Below are 16,362 nucleotides of genomic sequence, written 5' to 3' on the forward strand. Positions count from 1 at the left end.
AATCAAATGACTGACGAAACCCAAGATACCCCCGCCGACGACATCGAAACCCCCGAGGCCGAAGCCGAGACGCCCGACACCAGCGTCGTCGAGGTTGAAGGCGAGGATGCCGCGACCGCCGACGCCGAGGGCGACGACGAGCCGGAAGAGCCCAGCCAGGCCGCCAAGGCGATCGCCGCCATGGGCCTCACCCGCATGTCGCTGCAGGAGCTGAAGGACAAATCGTCCGCCGACCTGCTGGCCTTCGCCGAGCAGATGGAGGTCGAATCCGCGAACTCCATGCGCAAGCAGGACATGATGTTCGCGATCCTCAAGACCCTCGCCGAAGAGGGTGTCGAGATCGAGGGCTCGGGCACGCTGGAAGTGGTGCAGGACGGCTTCGGCTTCCTGCGCTCGCCCGAAGCCAACTACCTGCCGGGCCCGGACGACGTCTACGTCAGCCCCTCGCAGATCCGGAAGTTCGGCCTGCGCACCGGCGACACCGTCGTCGGCGCCGTCCGCGCGCCGCGCGAGGGCGAGCGCTACTTCGCCCTGGTGAACGTGCGCCAGATCAACTTCGAGGCGCCCGAGAACGTCCGCCACAAGGTGATGTTCGACAACCTGACGCCGCTCTATCCCGACCAGCGCCTGACGATGGAAATCCAGGATCCCACGCTGAAGGACCGCTCGGGCCGCGTCATCGACATCGTCGCCCCGCTCGGCAAGGGCCAGCGCTGCCTGATCACCGCCCCGCCGCGCGTCGGCAAGACGGTGATGCTGCAGAACATCGCCAAGTCGATCGAGACCAACCACCCCGAGTGCTACCTCATCGTTCTGCTGATCGACGAGCGCCCGGAAGAAGTGACCGACATGCAGCGCACCGTGAAGGGCGAGGTCATCTCCTCCACCTTCGACGAGCCGGCGACCCGCCACGTGCAGGTGGCCGAAATGGTCATCGAAAAGGCCAAGCGCCTGGTCGAGCACAAGCGCGACGTCGTGATCCTTTTGGACTCGGTCACCCGCCTGGGCCGCGCCTACAACACCGTGGTGCCGTCTTCGGGCAAGGTGCTGACCGGCGGTGTCGACGCCAACGCCCTGCAGCGCCCCAAACGCTTCTTCGGCGCGGCGCGGAACATCGAGGAGGGAGGCTCGCTGACCATCATCGCCACGGCGCTGATCGATACCGGCTCGCGGATGGACGAAGTCATCTTCGAAGAGTTCAAGGGCACCGGTAACTCGGAAATCGTCCTCGACCGCAAGGTCGCCGACAAGCGCATCTATCCCGCGATCGACGTGCTCAAGTCCGGCACCCGCAAGGAAGAGCTCATCACCGAGAAGACCAACCTGCAGAAGACCTACATCCTGCGGCGGATTCTCAATCCGATGGGCGCCCAGGACGCGATCGAGTTCCTGCTGGATAAGCTGCGACAGTCGAAGAACAACGACGACTTCTTCCAGTCGATGAACACGTAACGCCTTCGCAGGCGTCACGCTTAATACAGGCTGTCATCCCGGTTTCGCCGCAGGCGAAGACCGGGACCCAACCATCAGGTGCTCCGTCTTTTGGTGGGGGGCGCCAGGGGTAAGAGCCAGCTTCCGACAGCGTAGAGCACGGGCGGGTTGGGTCCCGGTCTTGGGCTGCGCCCAAACCGGGATGACAGCCATTGTGGGGAAGTCGTCCCCAACTGGCCATTGACGCCCCGCCACCCTCATCGCCCACTCCCGCTCAGGGAGACCACCATCATGCTCACCATCTACGGCTCCGGTGCGGCGCGGCATCAGCGGGTGGTGTGGGCCTGCGAGGAGGTGGGCGCGCCCTACAGGCTGGTCGAGATCCCCTGGCCGCCGGGTGACGATCCGGACTTCCGCAAGCTGAACCCGGCCGGCACCGTGCCGCTGCTCGAGCATGGCGATGTCCGCCTGATCGAGAGCCTCGCCATCTGCGAGTACATCAGCCGCACGTTCGGCGGCGACCTGCACCTCGACCCCGGCGATGCCGGCTACTGGGACTATCTTCAGATCGCCCAGTTCGGCGAGGCGACGCTACAGCCGCCGCAGGCCTGGGCCCGGCGGTTCGGAGCGCGCGACCCGTGGATCCTCGAACACGCGCGCCAGCAGTTCGCCGATCGGCTGGACGTGATCGAGCGGCGCCTGGGCGACGGCCGCGCATTCCTGGTCGCGGACCGTTTCACGCTCGCCGACCTGTCGATCGGGTTCGTCATCACCTTGTCGAGCCATCTAGGCTTGGGCGACCTTCTGACGGCGCGCGTGAAGGCCTATCGCGACGGCTTACGTCTGCGGCCCGCATACCGGCGTGCTTACAGCCTCGAAAAAGTTGAATAGAATCAGTGGCGGAGAACCGAAATTGGCCCTGTCGCGAATTTAGCCGCGGTGGCGGTATCCTTGGCCGTCCCCGTGCGCGACAGAGGCGCCGTGCGACGGCGCGCCGCAGCTTGACTTGGCCATACCGGGGGGACGAATCACCGGCTCTACCGGTATGACTAGCTCCACTGTTTCACGTGAAACACCCGCTCGCCGGGCGCTTGCCGTTTGCGCCCCGAGTTCCTCCCCCGCAGGGGGAGGGGGACCACGAAGTGGTGGAGGGGCTTCCTCCCCGCCGCGCGACCCCAGCAACTACGGCCTACGGAATCAGCAAGCTCGCCCCAACCGTCGCGCGGCCCTCGAGCGCCTCGTGCGCCTTCCGGGCGTCGGTCAAAGTGAAGGTCTGGCCGATCTCGATCTTCACCTTGCCTGACATCACGACCTCGAACACCGCGGCGGCCGAGGCGTCCAGCTCCTCGGGCGTGACGATGTAGTCGAACAGGGTGGGACGGGTCAGGTACAGCGATCCCCCGGCCGCGAGCCGGGCGGGCGGGAACGGCGGAACCGGGCCCGAGGCGTTGCCGAAGCTGACGAACAGGCCTCGCCGCGCCAGGCTGCTCAGCGTCCCTTCGAAAGTGTCCTTGCCGACCGCATCATAGGCCACCGGCACGCCCTTGCCGCCGGTGATCCGGCGGACCTCGGCGGCCACGCCCTGGTCGCGGTAGAGGATGACGTGGTCGGCGCCGAGTTCGCGCGCCTTCGCCGCCTTGGCCTCGGACCCCACCGTGGCGATCACCTCGGCGCCCAGGGCCTTGAGCCACTGGGTCATGATCTGGCCCACGCCGCCGACAGCCGCGTGCACCAGCACCGTGTCGCCCGCCTTCACCGGATAGGTCCGGCGGATCAGGGCCTCGGTGGTCATGCCCTTCAGCAGGATCGCCGCGGCCGTCCGCGTGTCGATGCCCTCCGGCAGCTTCACGGCCCGGTCGGCCTGCACCACGTTTGCCTCGGCATAAGCGCCGAACCCGCCGGTGTAGGCGATACGATCGCCGGCCTTCAGCCGGGTCACGCCATCGCCGACCGCCTCGACCACACCGGCCGCCTCGCCGCCCGGAATACAGGGCAGTTTCACGGGGTAGAGCCCGGTGCGGTGGTAGGTGTCGATGAAGTTGAGCCCAATGGCTTCGTGGCGGACCCGCACCTGGCCAGCCTTCGGCTCGGGCGTATCCACCTCGACGACCTCGAGGACCTCGGGTCCGCCCGTCTTCTCAAACCGAACCGCGCGCATCAGCCGATCGTCCTCTGGAAGAATTGCAGGGTCCGGCCGCCGGCCAGCTTCGCATCGGCCTCATGATAATGCTCACCGCCCACGCGGGCGAAGGCATGATCGCGGCCCGGATACGTTTGGATCTCGATCTGCGGATGATCCTTGAGCGCCTGCTGAATGATGGCCTGCGCCTCCTTCGGCACGAACGCATCCTCCTCCGCGATGTGCATCAGAAGCGGCCGCGTCAGCTTCTCGGCCTCGGCTGTCAGGGTCTCGATACCCACGCCATAGTACGAGACCGCCGCGTCCGCATCGGTTCGGGTCGCCGTCAGGTAGGCCAGCTTGCCGCCCAGACAGAAGCCAACGGCGCCCACCTTGCCGTTGGCCTGGCGGTCGGCGCGGGCCGCCTTGATCGTCGCCTGGATGTCCTTCACGCCCAGGTCGGTGTCGAAGGCGTTGAACAGCTCGAACGCCCGCTTCCACTCGGCCTCGGACTGGTCGGTGATGTCGATGTCGGGCTCGATCCGCCAGAAGAGGTCGGGACAGACAGCCAGATAGCCCTGGGCGGCCAGCCCGTCGGTGATGTCGCGCATCACCTGGTTCACGCCGAAGATCTCCTGGATCACGATCACGGCGGGGGCCTTCTCGGCCTTGGGCCGCGCCACATAGGCCGAGAACTCGCCGTCCGGCGTCTGGATCCTGATACGCTCGCCCATCATCCCATCCTCTTAGCTGTGGTCTGCAACCGCCCCCACCGCTCAAGGTCCTCCCCCATGCCAGCGGGGGGAGGGGGGCCGCGAAGCGGTAGAGGGGGCGCTTACGCCATGTCTGTCGCCGAACGCTCTAGCGCAATGGCCCGGGTCACGGCCATATGTGGGTCACGATAGAAAGGGCCATTTGTCATGAAGATGACCATCGAGGTGGATTGCACCCCCGAGGAGGCCCGGCGGTTCATGGGTCTGCCGGACGTGAGCGGGTTGAACGAGCACCTGGTCAGCGAGATGTCCAAGCGCATCGACGCCAACATCAACATGCTCAACCCCGAGGACTTCATGAAGAACTGGATGTCCTTCGGGACCGGGGCGCAGGAGCAGTTCCGCAAGTTCATGGAAGCGGCGACCACCACCCGGAAATGACCGACACCATCTACGCGCCGGCCACGGCGGCGGGCCGGGCGGCGGTGGCGGTGGTGCGCGTGTCGGGGCCCAGGACCCGCGAGGCGCTGGACGCCCTGTGCGGCGGCGTTCCGCCCGCGCGACGCGCGACCCTGCGGGCCCTGCAGGACGAGAGCGGCGATGAGATCGACCGCGCCCTGATCCTCTTCTTCGAAGGGCCCGAGAGCTACACGGGCGAGGACGTGGTCGAGTTTCACGTGCACGGCGGCGCGGCCGTCATGACGGCGCTGCTGAACGCGCTGGCAGGGCAGGGGCTGCGGCTGGCCGAGCCCGGCGAGTTCACGCGGCGCGCCTTCGAGAATGGCAAGCTCGACCTGGCCCAGGCCGAGGGCGTCGCCGATCTGGTCGACGCCGAAACCGACGCCCAGCGGCGCCAGGCGCTGGACCAGCTGGGCGGGCGCCTGTCCCAGGTCCATGCGCGGTGGAGCGACATGCTGGTCGAGGCCCTGGCCATGCTGGAGGCCGCGGTCGACTTTCCCGACGAGGAGGTGCCGCAGGACGTCGCGGCCCGCGCACGGCCCGCCCTGGAGCGACTGGTGGCCGAACTCGAGCAGGCCGCGGCCGACGCCGAGCGGGGCGAGCGCGTGCGGGAGGGGTACCGGATCGCCCTGATTGGCGCGCCCAACGCCGGCAAGAGCACGCTGCTGAACGCGCTCGCCGGGCGCGAGGCGGCCATCGTCACCGCCACGCCGGGGACCACCCGTGACATCATCGAGGTTCCGATGGTGCTGGCCGGCTACAAGGCCTTGCTCGCCGACACCGCCGGCCTGCGCGAGACCGGCGACGAGATCGAGGCCGAAGGCGTGCGTCGCGCCCGGGCCTGGGCCGCCGGCGCCGACCTGCGGCTCTGGCTGGTGGACGGCTCCAGCGACGCGGCCATTCAGGTCCCGATGGAACTTCGCGCTGGAGACCTCTGTCTGATCACCAAGCGCGACCTGCCGTCCGGGGCGATAGGCGCCTGGGCCGCGCAGCAGGCAAGACGCCTGGGCCTCGGTACGGCTGAGATGACCTCCAAGGGCCCCGGCGACCTGGCCTGGCTGAAATCGACCCTGGAAGAACGCGTCGTCGACGCCCTGGCCGGCGCCGAGCCCCCCGCCGCCACCCGTCTGCGGCACCAGGAACTCCTCAGCGAGGCCGCCGACCGCCTCCGCCACGCGCTGGGGCAGGACGAACACCTGGAACTCGCCGCCGAAGACGTCCGCCTCGCCGCCCGCGCTCTCGACCGCATCACCGGCCGCATCGACCCCGAGCAGGTCCTCGGCCGCATCTTCTCCACCTTCTGCATCGGCAAGTGATTTCCCTCCCCCTTGTGGGGAGGGACAGGCCGCGCAGCGGCCAGGGTGGGGAAGTGGGGGCCGGAGTGCTGAGGTCGGGAAGGATCGTGACGTCCCCACCCTTCTCGGCTTCGCCTCGCCACCCTCCCCATAAAGGGGAGGGAAATCGCCCAGTTCCTCCCCCGCAGGGGGAGGGGGACCGCGAAGCGGTGGAGGGGGCCTCCGCTCCTACCGTGCCTGACGCCCCGCCCACACACCCCCAACTGTTTCACGTGAAACCGCGGGCCATTTCCCCTATATGCCGCCCACCATGACCACCTGGGACGTTATCGTCATCGGCGGCGGACACGCCGGATGTGAAGCCGCCGCGGCCTCGGCCCGGTTCGGCGCGCGCACCCTGCTGCTCACCCACAAGGTCGAGACCATCGGCGAGATGAGCTGCAACCCGGCCATCGGCGGCCTGGGCAAGGGCCACCTGGTCCGCGAGATCGACGCCCTCGACGGCGTCATGGGCCGCCTGGCCGACGTGTCCGGCATCCAGTTCCGCATGCTCAACCGCTCGAAGGGCGCCGCGGTGCGCGGACCGCGCAGCCAGATCGACCGCAGGCTCTACCGCGAGGCCATGCAGGCCGAGCTCGCCGCCACCGCGAACCTCACGATCAAGGCCGAGGCGGTCGAGGACCTCAACGTCGACAACGGCCGGGTCACCGGCGTCGTGGGCGCCAGCGGCGAGACCTATGCCGCCGGCCGCGTGGTCCTGACCACCGGCACCTTCCTGAAGGGCGTAATCCATCAGGGCGAGCTGCGCATCCCCGCCGGCCGCATCGGGGACGCCCCAGCCATCGGCCTCTCCGACCGGCTCTACGCCCTGGGCGCCAGGATGGGCCGCCTCAAGACCGGCACACCGGCCCGCCTCGATGGCGCGACCATCGCCTGGGACCGCCTGGAGATGCAGGACGCCGACGCCGAGCCGATCCCGTTCTCGTTCCTGACCGACCGTATCATCGTCCCGCAGATCGCCTGCGGCATCACCTACACCACCGCCGAGACCCACCGGATCATCGCCGAGCGCCTGGGCGAGAGCGCCGTCTACGGCGGCCGCGCCACGGGTCGCGGCCCGCGCTACTGCCCGTCGATCGAGGACAAGGTCGTCCGCTTCGCCGACAAGACCAGTCACCAGATCTTCCTCGAACCCGAGGGCCTCGATGACACGACGGTCTATCCGAACGGCATCTCCACCTCGGTCTCGGCCGAGACCCAGGACCTGTTCCTGCGCACAATCCCGGGGCTCGAGAACGTCCACGTGAAACGCCACGGCTACGCGATCGAGTACGACTACGTCGATCCGCGCGAGCTCTATCCGACGCTTGAGATCAAGCGCCTCGCCGGCCTCTACCTGGCCGGCCAGATCAACGGCACCACCGGCTACGAGGAGGCCGCGGCGCAGGGGCTGGTCGCCGGCCTCAACGCGGCCCGCGCGGCCTCGGGCGCCGAGCCGGCCCAGTTCGCCCGCGACGAAGCCTACATCGGCGTGCTCATCGACGACCTCGTGACCCGAGGCGTCACCGAGCCCTATCGAATGTTCACCAGCCGCGCCGAGTTCCGCCTGACGCTGCGCGCCGACAACGCCGACCAGCGCCTGACCGGCAAGGGCGTCGACCTCGGCGTGGTCGGCGCGAAACGCCGGGACGTGTGGCAAGTCAAACATGGTCAACTCGCCGAGGCCCGCGCCATGGCGCACGCGCTGACGCTTACGCCCGCCGCCGCCGCGAAGGCCGGCCTGCCGGTGAAGGCCGACGGGCAGCGCCGCAACGTGCTCGAACTGCTGGCCTACCCCACGATCAGCTTCGACGACCTCGCCCGCATCTGGCCCCGGATCGGCGACTGGGCGTCGGCCGTGCGTGAGCAGATCGAGATCGACGCCTCGTATGCAGGCTACCTCGACCGCCAGGCCGCCGACGCCGAGGCCTTCCGCCGCGACGAAGACCTGCGTCTGCCGGCGAGCCTCGACTACGCCGCCATCGGTGGCCTCTCGAACGAAGTCCGGGAGAAGCTGGCCGCCGTCCGCCCGCTCACCCTGGGCCAGGCCGCCCGCATTGAGGGCGTGACCCCCGGCGCGCTCACGGCCCTGCTCGCCCATGTCCGCCGGCGCGCGGCCTGAAGGTGGCGGTCACCGACGCGCAGAGCTTCGCGAAGGCGGCCAAGGCCACGCCCGAGCAGGTGGCCGACCTCGGCCGCTTCCTCGAGTTGCTGACGGCTGGCAACGAGGTCATGAACCTCGTCGGCCCCGCCACCATCCCCGACTTCTGGAACCGCCACGCCTGGGACTCGGCCCAGCTGCTGCGCCTCGCCCCCAACGCCCTGACCTGGGCCGACCTGGGCGCCGGCGCCGGCTTCCCCGGCCTGGTGCTGGCGATCCTCGGCAAGGGCAGGGACGGCGTGCACATCCACCTCGTCGAGAGCATGGCCAAGCGCTGCCGCTTCCTCGCTGATGTGGTCGCCGAACTCGATCTGCCCGCCACGGTCCACAACGAAAGGGCGGAGAACCTCTCGCTCACTGTGGACATCGTCACCGCGCGGGCTTGCGCGCCTCTTCACAGACTGTTGGGGTATGCCCGGCCATACTTGTTGGCGGGTGCGCAGGGCTTGTTCCTGAAGGGACAAGATGTAGTGGCTGACATGTCTGAGGCCGCAAGATATTGGGAGTATGAGGCGGACGTCATTCCGTCTCTCAGCGACGAGCGAGGTCGCATCGTGCGTGTGAGGAGGCTGGGGCGTGCCCGTAAAGTCTGACCGCGGACTACGCGTGCTCGTCGTCGCCAACCAGAAGGGCGGGGTCGGCAAGACGACGACCGCCATCAACCTGGGCACCGCGCTGGCGGCGGTCGGCGAGAAGGTGCTGCTGATCGACTCCGATCCGCAGGGCAATGCCTCCACCGGCCTGGGCGTCGGCCGGGCCCTGCGCAAGAACACCCTGTACGACGTCCTCATGGGCGAGAAGCCGCTGCTGGACGCGGTGGTGAAGACGTCGGTGCCAGGCCTCGATCTGACGCCGTCCGACCCCGACCTCTCGGGCGTGGAACTCGAGCTGGGCCAACAGGCCCGCCGATCGTTCAAGCTGCGCGATGCGCTGAGCCCCCTGCGGGACGCCCGCAGCTATACGTACGTCCTCATCGACTGCCCGCCGTCGCTGAACCTGCTCACCGTCAACGCCATGGCCGCGGCCGATGCGGTGCTGGTGCCGCTGCAGTGCGAGTTCTTCGCCCTGGAAGGTCTCAGCCAGCTCATGCGCACCATCGACCTGGTGCGCGGCAGCCTGAACCCGGCGCTGGAGCTGCAGGGCGTGGTGCTGACCATGTACGATCGCCGCAACGCCCTGTCGGGCCAGGTGGCCACTGATGTGCGCGGCCATTTCGGCGAGGCCGTCTACGAGACAGTGATCCCCCGCAACGTCCGCGTCTCCGAGGCGCCGTCGTTCGGCAAGCCGGCCCTGGTCTACGATCTGAAGTGCGCGGGCAGTCAGGCCTACCTGAAGCTGGCCCGCGAGGTGGTGCTGCGCGAACGCAAACGCCGCGCCTCAACGCCCGAAGGGGCGTTGCTATGATGCTTGAACAAGTCCGCGCGTCGGGCACGGAGTCGCGCCCTGCTCCGGCGGCGCGCGGCCAGCTGGAATTGAACTGATGGCGGAGAACCGCAGAGGACTCGGGCGCGGCCTGTCGGCGCTCCTGGGCGAGGCCGAAGAGATCACCCATGCGGGCGATCCGGCGACGGGCGTGCGCGAGATCCCGATCGAGCTGATCCATGCCAACCCCGACCAGCCGCGCCGCAATTTCGCCGAAGCGGAATTGGCCGAGCTGGCCGAGTCGATCCGCGACAAGGGCGTGCTCCAGCCGGTGCTGCTGCGCCCATCGCGCCGCGAGGGCGAGTACGAGATCGTGGCCGGCGAGCGCCGCTGGCGCGCCTCGCAACTGGCGGGGCTCAAGGCGCTGCCGGCGCTGGTGCGCGAACTTGAAGACGCCGAGGCGTTCGAGATCGCGATCATCGAGAATGTCCAGCGCGAGGATCTGAACGCCATCGAAGAGGCGCGCGCCTACGCCTCGCTGATGAACGTGATGAAGATCACCCAGGACGAGGCGGCCAAGCGAGTCGGCAAGTCGCGCAGTCACGTCGCCAACACGATGCGCCTGACCCAGCTGCCCGAGAGCGTTCAGGAGCACCTGATTGCGGGACGGCTGACCGCTGGCCACGCCCGCGCGCTGCTGTCGACCGACGACGCCGGCGCCTTGGCTGACCGGGTCGTGTCCGAGGGCCTGTCGGTTCGCGAGACCGAAGCTCTGGCCCGCGACAATCCCGGAAAGCCATCGAAGAAGGCGTCCGGTCCGCGGAGGCCGCCCAAGGATGCGGACACCGCGGCGCTGGAAGGCGATCTCGAGGAGGCGCTCGGAATGGGCGTCGAGGTTGTCGATCGCGGCGGCGTCGGCGAGGTGAAGATCAAGTACGCCACGCTGGAGCAGCTGGATGAGATCTGCCGGCGCCTGACCCGCCTGTGACCTGATCGGGTCGCGAGGCGGTTGGCGGGCCGAATGAAGTATTACCCGGTTCGACCGAGCGCCCGGAGCCGGGGGATCGCGACCAAGTCCACAACAAGGCCGAGCTGAGCGCGGTCTTGTATCATGAGTCACCGGTTATCCGGCGATCTGCTTCTGTGCACGCAGCGCGAGCACCACCGCCTGCGACTGATCATCCAGACCTGGAACGCGGCGGCTATCCGCCTCACCGAGGCCGGCGGGCTACCAGCGCGAGCACGTCAAGCGCCACAGCGGCTGCAGCTCCGAGCTGCCGAAGGATCGCCGGCTCTATAGCCCAAATCGCGGCTAAATCTACATATGTGGATGGACGACCCGGACTCCTGGGCCGCTTCGACTCGAGTCGGGATCAGGGATCTAGTTGCCCTCTTCTTCTTCCTCACCGCCCTGCGCGGCGCGTTGGTCGACGTTGGTGGGGGCCGTCTTCACGCCTGAGCGTTCCTCCTCGCGAGCCCCGGAGAGGATGTTGGCCAGCCCGTAGTTGCCTTCGTGGCAGGCGTATTCGTACAGCTGGCCGCTGATCCGGCTGAACTCGTACTCGCCGCCCCAGGGCTGGGAGAAGACTGTCGGATCCTCGACCCAGAAGCCGTAGTGCATGCGTTCCGGCCCTACCGGGGTGAACCGCTCGGTCACCTTGAGGTTCTCCGACGCGCCGCGGAAAATCTGCTGCGGGTGATACGCGGTCGTCTCCACCACCAGGGTGTCGCCCTCCCACCAGCCGATCGAGTCGCCCAACCAGGGCCGGACGCCATCGGTGCGGTGCTTGGCGTTCAGCCGCACGATGCGGACGTCGTGAACCATCTCGACCAGGATCGCGACCGCGTCCTTCGTCTGCACGAACTGGTAGGTGTTGTTGTACAGCCCCGGGACCATGACCGGTCCCGAGGAGTTGCCGAACGAAAGAAGGCAGCGCTCGCCCGGGGAGCGACTCTCGGGGTTGTCGTTGATTTCCAGGCCGGGCGGCAGGCGGCGACCGAAAGGGCTGACCTCGATGTCCTTGCGCATCGGGACGCGGCCATCGGGCGTCGAGGTGATGTAGCCACTGCGGGGCTGGCCCGCGACCCGCATCACCGTCGATCCGGGATCGGTCCAGGCGGCGTTGTAGTTGCAGTCGACGCCGCGGCCCCCCGAGCAATCAGCCGGCAGATCGGTGACCTTGGCGTTGGGATCGGTAGGCTTGTCGCCCAGTTCGATCAGCTTTCTGTTGCGGCCTTCGATCCTGGCGACGTCGGCCTCGGTCAGCGCCAGGTCCTTCCCAAACCGCGGATTACGCTCAAGGCGGGTCATCGAGCTGTTCGTCCAGACGCCCTCGAGGCTCGCGTGGCCGTCGCCGGCGCGCGGCGCCTTGTAGGTCGTGACCGGCCGCGGGGCCTGATCGGCCGCCGCCGCCGGCGCTGCGATCAGCGCTACAGCGGCAAAGATTGCCCTGAGCATTCGACGCCTCCCACCACCACCCCGCGTCTGCGCGCGAATTCAAAGCTAGGGTATGGAACGTAGCGCAAAGCGCCCCGCTGTCACCCCTGCCCACAAGAAAGGCGGGTGTCAGAGCCCCAATCGTCTGGCGCGGCTCGCGATCGTCAGCGCCAGCCGTTCCGCGATCAGGCGGTCCGGTGAACCGGCGGTTTTGCACGCGCGGTCGGCGTCCAGAACCTGAGGCTGGATGCGGTCGAGCTCCTCCAGGCTCCAGCTGCGGATCTGTCGCAGGAACTCGCGTTCCTGCTTCCAGAACACGCCCGACGCCTTGGCCGCTTCCTGCGGCCCGGCGCCGGCCTTGATGAGAGTCAGCGTGCGGCGGAGCTTGCCAAGGTGCATTCCGATGGCGCGCACGGCGGCGGGGCCGCTCTCGCCTTCCTGAGCGGCGCGCCGCAATCCCGCCTGGGCCTCCCCCAGCTTACCCCCGAAGGCGTCGGATGCGGCGTCGAACAGCGAGGACTCCGGCTCGACGCCCAGGAAAGGCTCCAGGTCAGCCGGGGTCGCGGTCGCGCCGCTGCCGGGGCCCAGGTACAGCGCCAGCCGCTCGATCTCCTGGCGCGCGACACCGCGTTCCTTGGGCAGGCGTTGGACGAACACCTGCAGCGCATCGGCGTTCAGCGAGACGCCGTCCTTCGCCAGCAGGTCGCGCACCAGGCGCGCCACATCGCCGGGTTCGTCCTCGTAGCAGGGGATGGCGGCGGCGGCGTTGGCCTTCTCGGCCACTTTCCGCATAGCCGACTCGCGGCCCAGATTGCCGGCCTCGATGAGGAAGAAGGCGTCGGGATTGAGCTCGCCCTTGGCGTGGCGATCCAGGGCCTCGGCGGCCAACTTGTCGGCCGCGGGCTTCTCGGCGGTCATCCGCAGCCGAACCAGGCGACGGCCGCCCATCAGCGACTGGGCGGCCAGCTCACCCTCCAGGCGGCCGCCGTCGTCGGCCAGATCCTGCTCGGTCAGCAGGGCCACGTCGAAGGGATCGTCGGGATTCGGGACGATCTTGGCGGCCAGCTGATGGCCGCGGTCGCGCACCACCCCGATGTCGCGGCCATAGATCAGCACGGCGCGGATCGCGGGATCAGGCCGGCCCAGGAAGCGCTCGATGTCGGGGCGCTTGCTGAGGATCATCTAACGCTGGGCGACCTTGGCCCCGTTCGCGAGCCAGACGGCAAGCTCCAGCTCGATGCGGCGGGCCGCCTCGTCGGCGGCGCGGTCCTGTGCGTCCTGCTGGGCCGAGATCGAGGCGTAGGGCTGGTCGGCGCTATCGTAGGTGAGCTCGACCCGCACCGAGCCGCGCTTGGCCAGCGCGCCCGACGGCAGGGATTTCAAGATGTAGTTGGCCGTCAGAACGTACTCGTAGCGGGTGGCGACGTTGTCGATCCGCACGCCACGGGGGTAGCGCGCCTCACCAAGCTGGAGGTCCATGGCGTAGGCCGGTGTCGCCGCATGGTCCTTGGCGAAAGCGTCGTCCAGGTGCTGCCGGATCAGATAGCCGGTGCGGCCCGACGGCGCGTTCACCTGGATGGCGGCCAGGTTCTTCACCACCTCGGGCTGGGCATAGAGGGGCTGGAAGCCCGCGCAGCCGCCGAGGGCCAGGGCGGTCGCTGCCGCCGCGAGGATCACCAGACGCTTCATGCGGCCACGATATTCACGATCCGGTCCTTGACCACAATGATCTTGCGGATCGTCAGGCCTTCCAGTTTCGCGGCGATCTCGGGATCGGCCATCACCAGCTTCTCCACGTCGGCGGGTTCGGCCCCGGCCGGAGCGGAAATCTCTCCGCGGCGCTTGCCGTTGACCTGCACGGGCAGAACCTTGGTCGCGTCCTCGGTCAGGGCCGGATCGAAGTTGGGCCAGGGCGCGGCCACCACCATCCCCTCGCCGCCGATTCGCGCCCAGCATTCCTCGGCCAGGTGGGGTGTAAAGGGGGCGATCAGCCGCGCGAACGCGGACAGCGCTTCCTGGCGGGCGGCCAGAATGGCGGGCGCCGCGCCCTTGGCCGGGTTCGCCTTCAGCAGGTTCAGGAACTCGTACAGACGGGCGATGCCCGAGTTGAAGCGGAAGCCGTCGATGGCCTCGGTCACCTGCTTGATCAGCTTATGGGTGGCGCGGCGCAGCTCGGCGTCCGGCTCGGACGTGCTCGCCGTCTCGGGCTGGCTGTCGAACTCGTCCCAGACACGGTTCACGAACCGCCACGAACCCTGCACGCCGCCGGTCGTCCACTGCACGTCGCGCTCGGCCGGGCTGTCGCTCAGCACGAACAGGCGCGCGGCGTCCACGCCGTAGACGTCGAAGATCTCCTCGGGCGCCACGGTGTTCTTCTTGGACTTCGACATCTTCTCGATGTCGCCGATCACCAACGGCTCGCCGTTGGCGCCCAGCGTCGCACGGCGGGTGTTCCCCTCGGTGACGATCTCGACTTCCTTGGGCTCGATCCACTCACCGTTCTGCCGGCGATAGGTCTCGTGGGTGACCATCCCCTGGGTGAACAGACCCGCGAACGGCTCGCGGACGCTCAGCTGGCCTGTGTCGGCCAGGGCCTTGGTGATGAAGCGGGCGTACAGCAGGTGCAGCACCGCGTGCTCGATGCCGCCAATGTACTGGTCGACCGGCAGCCAGTAGTCGGCGTCGGCCTTGTCGATCGGCTCAGCCGCCCACGGGTTGGCGAAGCGGGCGAAGTACCAGCTGGAGTCCACGAAGGTGTCCAGCGTGTCGGTCTCGCGCGTCGCCGGGCCGCCGCACTTCGGACAGGTCGTGTGCTTCCAGGTGGGGTGGCGCTCCAGCGCGTTGCCCGACTTGCCGAACTCGATGTCGACGGGGTGAGCGACCGGCAGGGCGGCTTTCGGCAACGGAACGACGCCGTCCGTCGGGCAGTGCACCACCGGGATAGGGCAGCCCCAGGCGCGCTGGCGCGAGACCCCCCAGTCGCGCAGGCGGAACACCGTTGCGCCCTCGCCGTCGTCCTGACCCTCGATCTTGTCGATCGCCGCGGCTTTCGCCGCCTCGATGTCCAGGCCGTCCAGGAACTGGGAATTGTAGATCACGCCGGGGCCCGTGTAGGCCTCATCGCCCACCTCGAAGGTCGCCGGATCGGCGCCGGGCGGCAGCACCACCGGCTTCACCGGCAGATCGTACTTGCGGCAGAAGTCCAGGTCGCGCTGATCGTGGGCCGGGCAGGCGAAGATGGCGCCCGTGCCGTAGTCCATCAGGATGAAGTTCGCGATCCAGACCGGCAGCTCCCAGCTCGGATCGAACGGGTGCTTCACCCTCAGGCCGGTGTCGTAGCCCTTCTTCTCCGCCGTCTCGATCTGAGCCTCGGTGGCGGCGCCGCGGCGGCATTCCTCGATGAAGGCGGCGGCGGCCGGATCCTTGGCGGCGACGGCCTGGGCCAGCGGGTGGTCGGCCGCCACGCCTACGAAGCTCGCGCCATACAGGGTGTCTGGCCGCGTGGTGTAGACCTCCAGGCCGTCGGAGAAGCCGGCGGGCCCGCCCGCCCGGGCGTCCTCGACTTCTTCGCCCGCGCGGGTGTTCGCGAAGTGGAACCGGAACTTCAACCCCTTGGAGCGGCCGATCCAGTTCTCCTGCATCACGCGGACCTTGTCGGGCCAGCGGGCCAGGGTCGCCAGGTCGTCGGTCAACTGGTCGGCGTAGTCGGTGATGCGCATCGACCACTGGTTCAGCTTGCGCTTCTCGACCAGGGCGCCGGATCGCCAGCCACGACCGTCGACCACCTGCTCGTTGGCCAGCACGGTCTGGTCGACCGGGTCCCAGTTGACGGTGCTTTCCTTGCGGTAGATCAGCCCGCGCTCGAACAGGTCCAGGAACCAGGCCTGCTGCTTGCCATAGTATTCCACATCGCAGGTGGCGAACTCGCGGGACCAGTCGATCGACAGGCCCAGCTGCTTCAGCTCGTCCCGCATGCGGGCGATGTTCTCGTAGGTCCACGCCTTGGGATCGACCCCGCGCTCCATGGCGGCGTTCTCGGCGGGCAGGCCGAAGGCGTCCCAGCCCATGGGATGCAGCACCGAGAAGCCACGGGCGCGCTTGTAGCGGGCGATGACGTCGCCCATCGAGTAGTTGCGCACGTGGCCCATGTGCAGGCGTCCCGACGGGTACGGGAACATCTCCAGCACGTAGTACTTGGGCTTGGACCTGTCCGCGACGGCGTGGAAGGCGTCGACGGCGGTCCACGCCTCGCGCCACTTGGGTTCGGTCTCTTTGGGATTGTAGCGGGCCATATCGGGGCCTTTGGACTGGAGTTGGACTTCCGGTCAACGGCCTCGACACGGCGC

The 16,362-nt window shown here is 68.5% G+C and carries 14 protein-coding genes; 8 read left to right on the forward strand and 6 right to left on the reverse strand.

Annotated features, from left to right (window positions below):
- Window positions 1-6: 6 nt before the first annotated feature.
- Together rho and EPN98_RS05065 are read left to right on the forward strand one after the other, a co-directional pair.
- Window positions 7-1,452 carry a transcription termination factor Rho gene (rho, locus tag EPN98_RS05060; RefSeq protein WP_293361150.1) on the forward strand — a complete coding sequence of 482 codons (1,446 nt, stop codon included), beginning with the start codon at window positions 7-9 and terminating at the stop codon, window positions 1,450-1,452.
- 270 nt (window positions 1,453-1,722) lie between these two features.
- Complete coding sequence (locus tag EPN98_RS05065) at window positions 1,723-2,322, forward strand: glutathione S-transferase family protein (protein ID WP_293361152.1); 600 nt, start codon at window positions 1,723-1,725, stop codon at window positions 2,320-2,322.
- A gap of 298 nt (window positions 2,323-2,620) precedes the next feature.
- Here EPN98_RS05065 and EPN98_RS05070 read toward each other — a convergent pair whose 3' ends face one another.
- Both EPN98_RS05070 and EPN98_RS05075 read right to left on the reverse strand, forming a co-directional pair.
- Window positions 2,621-3,589, reverse strand: a complete 969-nt coding sequence (locus EPN98_RS05070; RefSeq protein WP_293361154.1) for a quinone oxidoreductase — start codon at window positions 3,587-3,589, stop codon at window positions 2,621-2,623.
- Window positions 3,589-4,284: a dienelactone hydrolase family protein gene (locus EPN98_RS05075; protein WP_293361156.1), complete on the reverse strand. Its 696-nt coding sequence runs from the start codon at window positions 4,282-4,284 to the stop codon at window positions 3,589-3,591. Before EPN98_RS05075 ends, EPN98_RS05070 begins: the two co-directional genes overlap by 1 nt.
- A gap of 186 nt (window positions 4,285-4,470) precedes the next feature.
- Between EPN98_RS05075 and EPN98_RS05080 the strand changes: the two genes are divergently transcribed.
- The 6 genes from EPN98_RS05080 (at window position 4,471) to EPN98_RS05105 (ending at window position 10,567) form a co-directional block, all read left to right on the forward strand.
- Window positions 4,471-4,704 carry a DUF6489 family protein gene (locus EPN98_RS05080; protein WP_293361158.1) on the forward strand — a complete coding sequence of 78 codons (234 nt, stop codon included), beginning with the start codon at window positions 4,471-4,473 and terminating at the stop codon, window positions 4,702-4,704.
- The gene (mnmE, locus tag EPN98_RS05085) at window positions 4,701-6,038 is read left to right on the forward strand and encodes a tRNA uridine-5-carboxymethylaminomethyl(34) synthesis GTPase MnmE (RefSeq protein ID WP_293361160.1); all 1,338 of its coding nucleotides are present in this window, start codon (window positions 4,701-4,703) and stop codon (window positions 6,036-6,038) included. Before EPN98_RS05080 ends, mnmE begins: the two co-directional genes overlap by 4 nt.
- Window positions 6,039-6,327: 289 nt before the next feature.
- Window positions 6,328-8,178, forward strand: coding sequence for a tRNA uridine-5-carboxymethylaminomethyl(34) synthesis enzyme MnmG (gene mnmG, locus EPN98_RS05090; RefSeq protein ID WP_293361162.1), 1,851 nt, complete (start codon window positions 6,328-6,330; stop codon window positions 8,176-8,178).
- Window positions 8,179-8,180: 2 nt separating this feature from the next.
- Window positions 8,181-8,810: a 16S rRNA (guanine(527)-N(7))-methyltransferase RsmG gene (gene rsmG / locus EPN98_RS05095; protein WP_293361164.1), complete on the forward strand. Its 630-nt coding sequence runs from the start codon at window positions 8,181-8,183 to the stop codon at window positions 8,808-8,810.
- Window positions 8,794-9,621 carry a ParA family protein gene (locus EPN98_RS05100; protein ID WP_293361166.1) on the forward strand — a complete coding sequence of 276 codons (828 nt, stop codon included), beginning with the start codon at window positions 8,794-8,796 and terminating at the stop codon, window positions 9,619-9,621. Before rsmG ends, EPN98_RS05100 begins: the two co-directional genes overlap by 17 nt.
- A gap of 76 nt (window positions 9,622-9,697) precedes the next feature.
- A complete protein-coding gene (locus EPN98_RS05105) occupies window positions 9,698-10,567 on the forward strand; it encodes a ParB/RepB/Spo0J family partition protein (protein WP_293361168.1) in 870 nt (289 codons plus the stop codon).
- Between the two features lie 393 nt (window positions 10,568-10,960).
- Here the strand turns inward: EPN98_RS05105 and EPN98_RS05110 are convergent, their stop codons facing one another.
- The 4 genes from EPN98_RS05110 to leuS all read right to left on the reverse strand — a co-directional run bounded on the left by EPN98_RS05110 (window position 10,961) and on the right by leuS (window position 16,308).
- Complete coding sequence (locus EPN98_RS05110; protein WP_293361170.1) at window positions 10,961-12,037, reverse strand: hypothetical protein; 1,077 nt, start codon at window positions 12,035-12,037, stop codon at window positions 10,961-10,963.
- 108 nt (window positions 12,038-12,145) lie between these two features.
- A complete protein-coding gene (gene holA, locus EPN98_RS05115) occupies window positions 12,146-13,198 on the reverse strand; it encodes a DNA polymerase III subunit delta (protein ID WP_293361172.1) in 1,053 nt (350 codons plus the stop codon).
- The gene (gene lptE / locus EPN98_RS05120; protein ID WP_293361174.1) at window positions 13,199-13,705 is read right to left on the reverse strand and encodes an LPS assembly lipoprotein LptE; all 507 of its coding nucleotides are present in this window, start codon (window positions 13,703-13,705) and stop codon (window positions 13,199-13,201) included.
- Entirely contained in the window at window positions 13,702-16,308 is a 2,607-nt protein-coding gene (gene leuS / locus EPN98_RS05125) for a leucine--tRNA ligase (RefSeq protein WP_293361176.1), read from the reverse strand. The genes lptE and leuS overlap by 4 nt, the downstream gene beginning before the upstream one ends.
- Window positions 16,309-16,362 lie beyond the last annotated feature (54 nt).

The organism is Phenylobacterium sp., from assembly GCF_004299445.1.
GTDB lineage: Bacteria > Pseudomonadota > Alphaproteobacteria > Caulobacterales > Caulobacteraceae > Phenylobacterium.